This is a genomic window from Cellulomonas sp. EB106-03-03-XG116, assembly GCF_058792015.1.
Window position 1 is genome coordinate 38,499 of the sequence record NZ_JBYTEP010000025.1, and the last position, 7,590, is coordinate 46,088.

Below are 7,590 nucleotides of genomic sequence, written 5' to 3' on the forward strand. Positions count from 1 at the left end.
GAGCACCATGAGCACGATCGTCCTGACCACGGACCCGCGGGTCGCGGGCCTGCTCGCGCTGGCGCCCGCCCCGGTGGCCGCCGTGGTGGTGGGGGACCGGGCCGCCGCCGACGCGGTGGCCGCCGCCCCGGGCGTGGCCGCCGTGACCTGGGTGCCGCTCGCCGACGGGCTGCCCGCCGAGGCCGCGGCCGGCGCGGTGGCAGACCTGGTCGCCGCCGCCCCGCCCGCGGTGGTCCTGGCGGCCGCGCGCCCCGCCGAGCGGGTCCTGGCCGGCGCGGTCGCGGCGCGGCTCGGCGCCCCCGCCCTGAGCGGGGTGACGGCGGTCACCGCCGACGACGCGGCCGGCACGGTGGACGTGACCCGGCCGGTGGCCGGCGGCGTGGCCGTGCGCACCGAGCGGGTGACCGGCACCGCCGTCCTGGTCGCCGAGGGCGGCACCGCTCCGACCGGCGACGGGGCCGGCGCGCCGGTGAGCGAGGCTGCCACGGTCGCCGTCGCCGGCCTCGCCGTCACCGAGCAGCGGACCGCCGATCGGGCGGCGGCCGACCTCGGCCGGGCGAACCGGATCGTCGCGGTGGGCCGCGGGCTGCGCGCCCGGGAGGACCTCGGGCTCCTGGAGGAGCTCGCGGAGCGCCTGGGCGCCGAGCTGGCGTGCTCGCGCCCGCTGGCCGAGGGCGTCGGCTGGTTCCCGCACGACCGGTACGTCGGGGTCACCGGTCAGCAGGTCGCCCCGGATCTGTACCTGGCGGTGGGCGTGTCCGGCCAGCTGCAGCACGCCGTGGGCGCCCGCGGCGCGGGCACCGTCGTCGTCGTCAACAGCGACCCCGGGTGTCCGTACGCGGCGGAGGCCGACTTCTGCCTGGTCGGCGACCTCTACGCCGTCGTGCCCGCGCTGACCGAGGCACTGGCATGACCGAGCCCGACGTCGACGTCGTCGTGGTCGGCGCGGGTATCGCGGGCTGCGTCGCCGCGTACCGGCTCGCCCGCGCCGGTCGGTCCGTGATCCTGGTCGAGCGCGGCGTCGCCCCCGGCAGCAAGAACCTGTCGGGCGGCGTGCTCTACTGCCGGTCGCTCCAGCGGGTGTTCCCCGACCTGCTGGACAGCGCCCCGGTGGAGCGGCGCATCACTCGCAACGTCGTCCAGTTCCTCAACGCCGACTCCGCGGTCGCGGTCGACTACCGTGACGGGCGCCTGGCCGACCCGGTGAACGCCGTCACCGTGCTGCGCGCGCACCTCGACGAGTGGCTGGGCGCGCAGTGCGAGGAGGCGGGGGTCGACCTGCTCGCGGGCGTCCGTGTGGACGGCGTGCTGCGCTCCGGCGGCCGGGTCACCGGCGTGCGGGCCGGGGACGAGGAGCTGACCGCGCGGGTCGTGGTCGCCGCGGACGGGGTGAACTCGTTCCTCGCCCGGTCCGCCGGGCTGCGGCGCCCGCCGCCGACCCACCACCTGGCGCTCGGGGTGAAGGGCGTCGTGGCGCTGCCGGCCGCGACGATCGAGGACCGGTTCGGCGTCGGGGACGGCGAGGGCGCGGCCCACGCCGTCGTGGGGGACTGCACCCGCGGCATCGCGGGCGGCGGCTTCCTCTACACCAACCGGGAGTCGCTCTCCGTCGGGGTCGTGCTCCGGCTGGACGACCTGGTGGCGCGCGGCGCGGACTCCGCCGAGATCTTCGAGCACTTCCTCGGGCACCCGGCCCTCGCCCCGCTGCTCGCGGGCGGCCGCCTGGTCGAGTACGGCAGCCACCTGGTCGCCGAGGGCGGCCTCGACATGCTCGGCGAGGTGGCCTGCGACGGCATGGTGGTGGTCGGGGACGCCGCCGGGCTGACGCTCAACACCGGCCTGACGGTGCGCGGCATGGACCTGGCCGCCGAGTCCGGCCTCGTCGCCGCGGACGCGGTGGACGCCGCGCTCACCGCCGGCGACGTCAGCGCACGCGGGCTCGCCGGCTACCGGGAGGCGCTGCTGGCGTCGACCACCGGGAGGGACCTGCGTACCTACGCGAAGGCGCCGGCCTTCCTGGAGAGGGGACGGATGTACCAGGACTACGGGCCGCTGCTCGGTGACGTCCTCCGCGCGGTCTACGACCACGACCTGCGCCCGCGGCGGCACCTGCGCACCGTCGCCCTCGGCGAGCTGCGGCGGTCCGGCGTCCGGGTGCGCGACCTGGTGGCCGACGGGCTGGCGGGGGTGCGGGCGCTGTGAGGATCCCACCGGTGACCGAGCGGCTCGCCGCGAACAGCTACCTGACCGACGAGGAGGAGTCGCACATCCGGGTCGACCAGGACCTGGCCCGGGCCACCGGCAGCGGCGACCGGATCATCGCGGTCTGCCCGGCGAAGGTCTACACCCGCGAGACGGACGGCACGATCGGCGTCGAGCACGCCGCGTGCCTCGAGTGCGGGGCGTGCCTCGCGGTCGCCGACCCCGGGGTGCTGACCTGGTTCTACCCGCGCGGGGGCATGGGCATCGCGTTCCGCGAGGGGTGAGCGGTCGCGCGGCGGGTGCCGGCGGTGCGCCCGCCCGCCGCGCGGCACCAGGGGCGGACCCCGTGGGGGTCAGCGCTGGGTGCAGGTCAGCCAGGTGCGGGCCGCGCGCGCCAGGCCGTCGCGCGAGTTCACGCCGACCTTCCGGCAGGCCGACAGGATGTGGTGCTCCACCGTGCGCGCGCTGAGCACCATGCGGGTGGCGATCTCGGGGGAGGACAGCCCGCGCGCCACCAGCACCGCCACCTCCCGCTCCCGGGCGGTCAGCCGCACCGCGCGGTCGAACGGCAGGAACAGGCCGCACAGGTCGCGGCCGCGCAGGCCGCCCTGGCTCCACGCGCTGTCCGCCCGGGCGACCGCCGCCGCCGGCTGCCCGTCGGCGAGCAGCCGGACCGCCCGCGCCACCGCGGCCCGGACCGCGAACTGGCGCAGCCCCGCCGCGTGCAGCACCGGCTCCATCTCCGCCAGCTGCGCGGGGTCGCCGGACGCGACCGCGACCGCGTAGTCCGCGAGGTGGCCGAGCATCGGTGCCTCGCACTGCGCCGCCACCTCGCGCAGCCGGGCCGCCCGGCGCGGGTCGGGGAACCGGTCGACGGCGAGCACGCCCGCCAGGACGCCCGCGGGACGGTAGCCCGCGGCGAGCCGCTCCTGGGCCACGCGCCAGATCCTGTCCGCGCCGGCCGCGGCGACCGCGGGGTCGTCGTCGTCCCGGGTCAGCGGGGCGATCAGCGCCGCGTCCTGGTACGGGTGCGGGCCGGGGGTCCCGGTCATCGGCCCCGCCTGGGCGACCAGGGAGTCGGCGAACTCCCGCCGGCCCTGCCAGGTCGCCGACTCCGCGGCGAGCGCCGTCAGCCCGGTGCGCAGGTGCGGTTCGTGCGGGCAGCCCGCGACGAGGGCCAGTGCGTCCCCGACCAGCCCCTCCAGGTCCAGGGCCCGGCCCTGCACGGCGAGCGCGAGGCCCGCTACGGTGGAGTGCGCGAGCATCCCCAGGGGGTCCAGCTCCTGCCGGGCGCGCTCCACACCCGCCAGCGCGGTCGACACCGCACCGGCCACGTCGCACGTGTAGAGCAGGGCGAGCCCGCGCGCGGTGTCCGCCACCCGGCGCACCCGAGGATCGGCCGGGACGAATCCGTCCAGCAGGTCGAGGGCGGTCACGGCACGGCCCTCCGCGACCGCCGCCTCGGCCCGCGCCGCGCGCGCCAGGTCCGGGTCCGCGGCGGCCAGGACGTCCGGCGGCAGGTGCCGGTGCCCGGTCACCGGGGCCAGCACGGGGGAGTCCTCCGCCAGCCCGGCGCCGGCCAGCACGTCCGCGATCTCGTGCGGCCTGGCGTGCGTGAGCTGCATCGCCTCGACCAGGTCGGCGGCCAGGTTCGCGTCGCGCGGCTCGGCGCGCCACCGCTGGTGCAGCGACCGGCGCCGCCGCTCCCAGTGCTCGGCGAACAGCCGCGCGACGACCGGCGTGGCGGTGCGCGCACCCACGGGCACCTCGGGGGACGCGTGCCGCTCGCGCGCGCCGCCGATCCGCGCCGAGGCCAGCAGGCCGCGGGTCGTCGCGCTCTCGTGCACGAGGTAGTCGGCCACCAGCGCCGGGAACACCCCGACCAGCGCCCGGTCGCCGTCCGAGACCACCTGCAGCAGGCCGGACTCGTCCAGCCGGGTGAGCCGCTCGGTGCCCACCAGGTCGTCGGCGGTGGGCAGGTCGACGGTGCCGGCGAAGGACAGCGTGGTCAGCGCGTCGCGGTCGTCGTCCGACAGCTCGGTGAGGAACGGGTCGACCGCCTGGGTGAGCGCCGTCGTCCACAGGCTGCCCCGGGCGCGCCAGACGCCGTCCCGGAGCACCAGGCGGTTCTCCCGCCGGGCCGTGTCCACCAGCGCCACGACCAGTCCCGGCAGGCCGCCGGAGGCCGCCGCGACCCGCGCGACCGTCGTCGGCTCCACCGCCCGGCCGAGCCGCGCGTGCAGCAGCCGGTGCACCTCGGTGAACGGCAGCGGGTCGAGGACGATCCGCGCGGCCGGCTGCAGCTCGTCGGTGAGCATCCCGGGGTGCGCGGCGGGGCGGCTGGTGGTCAGGACCCGGGCGCCGAGCCGGGCCTGCGCGGCGACGATCGCGGCCATCGACACGCTGTCCAGCTCGTCGGCGTCGTCGACCAGCAGGACGGACGACGGGGAGCCGAGACGCTCGACGAGCCCGTCCACCGCGGAGGTCAGGAGCCGCAGCTGGTGCGGCGTGCTGGCCATCGGGACGCCGGCCACCGCGAGCGCGCCGAGCGGCCGGTCGCGCAGCGCCCGGATGCCCCGTACGGCCACTGTGGACACGCCGAGTGCCGCCAGCCGGTCGGTGACGTGCGCGACCACGGCGGACCGGCCGGAGGCGCGCAGACCGGCCACGTGCACGTGCATGGCGTCCTGCAGGTACGCGACGACGTGCCCGACCTGCTCGGGGTGGGGGGCGGCGGCGGTCACGCCGCCACGCTACCGGCGGGTCGGCGGCCCGATCCGTGCCCTAGGTCCGGGCAGCGGGGGCCTCACCACGGGTCCCCTCGGCCTCAGCCCAGCTCGGACGTCCCCGAGTACAGGTGCAGCACCGGCACGTGCAGCTCCTCGCGGGCGCGGGACGCCCAGTCGCGGTGGAACGTGTCCTCCAGCGCGTGCGGGTAGGTCACGACGACCACCTCGCGGGCGCCCTCGGACGCGACGGCGGCGCGCAGCGCGGGCAGCGGGTCGTCGTCGACGACCGTCCCGGACGCGCTCACGCCGGCGTCGGCGAACGCGGCCAGGCTGTCGGCGAGCTGCTCGGCGGCGTCGGCGGTCGCCTCGGTCGGCTCCGGCTCGCGGCCCAGGACGGTGTCGAGCGCCTCGCGGAGCTCGCCCAGGCTGAGCTGGTCGACGAGCGACACGAGCACGTTGCGCTCGGTGTCGGCGGGGACGAGCACGCGGTACTGCAGCTGCTCGCCGTCGTGCAGCGAGACGATGTGCGCGACGTCGGCGGCGGCGAGGGTGTCCTCCGTGAGGACCAGGATCGTGTCGGTCACGGCTCGACCCTAGCGGGCGTCGGCGCTGCTCACCCGGTCAGGCGGCCGCGCGCCCCGGGGTCAGCCGGCCGCGCCGAGGACCCAGCGCCCGAGCAGCATCCCGCCGCTGTGCAGCAGGTGGGCCGGGCGGGCCGGCAGCGGGTCGAGCCACGCGGGGCCCTGCACCGCGCGCAGGCCCGGCCCGCCGACGACCAGCGGGCTCGTCGTCAGGCAGAGCTCGTCCACCAGCCCGGCCCGCACGAGGTCGGTCAGCAGGCGCGGACCGCCCTCGGCGAGCACGCGGGTCAGGCCGCGGTCGGCCAGCGTGGCGAGCGCCGCGGCGAGGTCGACGTCGTGCTCGCCGGCCACCAGGACCCGGTCGTCGCCCAGCTCGGCGCGCAGGTCGGCGAGCCGCGGGTTCGCGGCGACGGTGACGACGTACGGCGGCCGGTCGGTGCCGCGCAGGCCCTCCGGCAGCTCGCCGGACGCCGTCACCAGGGCGAGCTCGAGGTCGGGCGCCTGTCCGCGGGCGGCACGGGCCGCGCGCAGGTCGGCGGGGACGGACAGCGGCGTGTACCCCTCGGCGCGGGCGGTCCCGGCGCCGACGAGCACCACGTCGGCCACCGCGCGCATGACCCGGAACACCCGCCAGTCCGCGGGGCCGTTGATGCTGCGGGACCGGCCGTCGGGGCCCTGGGCGGAGCCGTCGACGGTGGCGATCATGTTCGCGCGCACCGCGGCGGGCCGGCCGGGCGCGGGCTCCGGGTGGGCGTACAGGCCGTGCAGCGCGGGCTCGCCGGCCTCGGGGGCCAGCGTCGCGCCGGCGCGGTCGAGGGGCAGCAGCACGTCCAGGGGCGGGAGCTCGCGGGGCATGGCGGTCAGGCTAGTCGTAGGCTGTGCGGCCGTGAGCCCGAGCCCCGCCACGCCGACGACGGCCAGCCTGACCTCCCGGCGCCCCGACGTCGGCCGCGACCGCCTGCTGGCGGAGCGCGTCCCGCCGCCGCACTTCGCCGGCGAGTCCTTCGACACCTACCGGCCCGACCCGGAGTACCCGAGCCAGGCCGCCGCCGTGGCCCGGCTGCGCGAGGTCGCGACCACGCTGACCGGCGCGGGCGGCTCCGGCGGCCTGCTGAGCCGGCTGCGGCGCAGGCCCGCCGCGGTGCCCGCGGTGTACCTCGACGGCGGGTTCGGCGTCGGCAAGACCCACCTGCTGGCGTCGCTGGCCGCGGCCGTGGGCCCCGAGGCGGCGGCGTACGGGACGTTCGTCGAGTGGACCAACCTGGTCGGCGCGCTCGGGTTCCGGCCCACCGTCGACGCGCTGGCCACCCGGAAGCTCGTCTGCATCGACGAGTTCGAGCTCGACGACCCCGGCGACACCGTGCTGATGTCCCGGCTGCTGCGCGAGCTCACCGACCGGGGCGTGGCGCTCGCGGCGACGTCGAACACGCTGCCCGAGTCGCTCGGCGAGGGCCGGTTCGCGGCCGACGACTTCCTCCGGGAGATCCAGGACCTCTCCGACCGGTTCGAGGTGCTGCGGATCGACGGGCAGGACTACCGGCGGCGCGAGGCGGTCACCGACGCACCCGGCCTGGACGACGACGCCGTGCGGGCGGCGGCCGCGGGGGTCGCCGGCGCGACGCTGGACGACTTCGGCGACCTGCTCGCGCACCTGTCGACGGTGCACGCCTCGCGGTACGGGGCGCTGCTGGACGGGGTCGGGCTCGTCGGGCTGACCGGGGTCGGGCCGGTGCCGGACCAGGACGTCGCGCTGCGGCTGGTGTCGCTGGTGGACCGGCTGTACGACCGGGACGTGCCGGTGCTGCTCGGCGGCGCGGGGGAGTCCGCGCTGTTCACCGAGCAGATGCTCGCCGGCGGGTACCGGAAGAAGTACTACCGCGCGCTGTCCCGCCTGGGCGCCCTCGCGGAGCGCGGCCGCCAGGAGGCCGCGGCCCGCGGCTGACCCCCGGAGCGCTCGCGGTCCGGTCCCGGGCCGCCCGCGTTCCCTCACGGTGGAACGTCGTGACCAACACGCCGACGGCGTGTCGGTCACGACGTTCCACTGTCGGACGAGAGAGGGTCCGCCAAGAAGGGACCCC

7 protein-coding genes are annotated in these 7,590 nt (G+C 77.9%); 4 read left to right on the plus strand and 3 right to left on the minus strand.

The features are described 5' to 3' along the window. Positions 1-7: 7 nt before the first annotated feature. Genes AC3WUG_RS11080 through AC3WUG_RS11090 form a run of 3 tightly spaced genes read left to right on the plus strand, consistent with a single transcriptional unit; the run spans position 8 to position 2,486 of the window. Positions 8-913, plus strand: a complete 906-nt coding sequence (locus AC3WUG_RS11080; RefSeq protein WP_492327709.1) for an electron transfer flavoprotein subunit alpha/FixB family protein — start codon at positions 8-10, stop codon at positions 911-913. Next, entirely contained in the window at positions 910-2,202 is a 1,293-nt protein-coding gene (locus AC3WUG_RS11085) for an FAD-dependent oxidoreductase (RefSeq protein ID WP_492327710.1), read from the plus strand. The genes AC3WUG_RS11080 and AC3WUG_RS11085 overlap by 4 nt, the downstream gene beginning before the upstream one ends. A gap of 11 nt (positions 2,203-2,213) precedes the next feature. Further along, positions 2,214-2,486, plus strand: coding sequence for a ferredoxin family protein (locus AC3WUG_RS11090; RefSeq protein ID WP_492327711.1), 273 nt, complete (start codon positions 2,214-2,216; stop codon positions 2,484-2,486). A 69-nt stretch (positions 2,487-2,555) separates the two neighbouring features. Here AC3WUG_RS11090 and AC3WUG_RS11095 read toward each other — a convergent pair whose 3' ends face one another. The 3 genes from AC3WUG_RS11095 to AC3WUG_RS11105 form a co-directional block, all read right to left on the minus strand. Further along, complete coding sequence (locus AC3WUG_RS11095) at positions 2,556-4,946, minus strand: helix-turn-helix transcriptional regulator (RefSeq protein WP_492327712.1); 2,391 nt, start codon at positions 4,944-4,946, stop codon at positions 2,556-2,558. Positions 4,947-5,029: 83 nt separating this feature from the next. After that, positions 5,030-5,515, minus strand: coding sequence for a hypothetical protein (locus tag AC3WUG_RS11100; protein ID WP_239194266.1), 486 nt, complete (start codon positions 5,513-5,515; stop codon positions 5,030-5,032). A 60-nt stretch (positions 5,516-5,575) separates the two neighbouring features. Further along, entirely contained in the window at positions 5,576-6,367 is a 792-nt protein-coding gene (locus AC3WUG_RS11105) for a dihydrofolate reductase family protein (protein WP_492327713.1), read from the minus strand. A gap of 31 nt (positions 6,368-6,398) precedes the next feature. Between AC3WUG_RS11105 and zapE the strand changes: the two genes are divergently transcribed. After that, positions 6,399-7,454 carry a cell division protein ZapE gene (gene zapE, locus AC3WUG_RS11110; protein ID WP_492327714.1) on the plus strand — a complete coding sequence of 352 codons (1,056 nt, stop codon included), beginning with the start codon at positions 6,399-6,401 and terminating at the stop codon, positions 7,452-7,454. Positions 7,455-7,590: the final 136 nt, after the last annotated feature.

Excerpts from the sequence above, each read along its gene's own strand:
- AC3WUG_RS11080 (WP_492327709.1), top strand. The coding sequence starts at position 8 with ATGAGCACGATCGTCCTGACCACGGACCCGCGGGTCGCGGGCCTGCTC.
- AC3WUG_RS11085 (WP_492327710.1), top strand. The coding sequence starts at position 910 with ATGACCGAGCCCGACGTCGACGTCGTCGTGGTCGGCGCGGGTATCGCG.
- AC3WUG_RS11105 (WP_492327713.1), bottom strand. The coding sequence starts at position 6,367 with ATGCCCCGCGAGCTCCCGCCCCTGGACGTGCTGCTGCCCCTCGACCGC.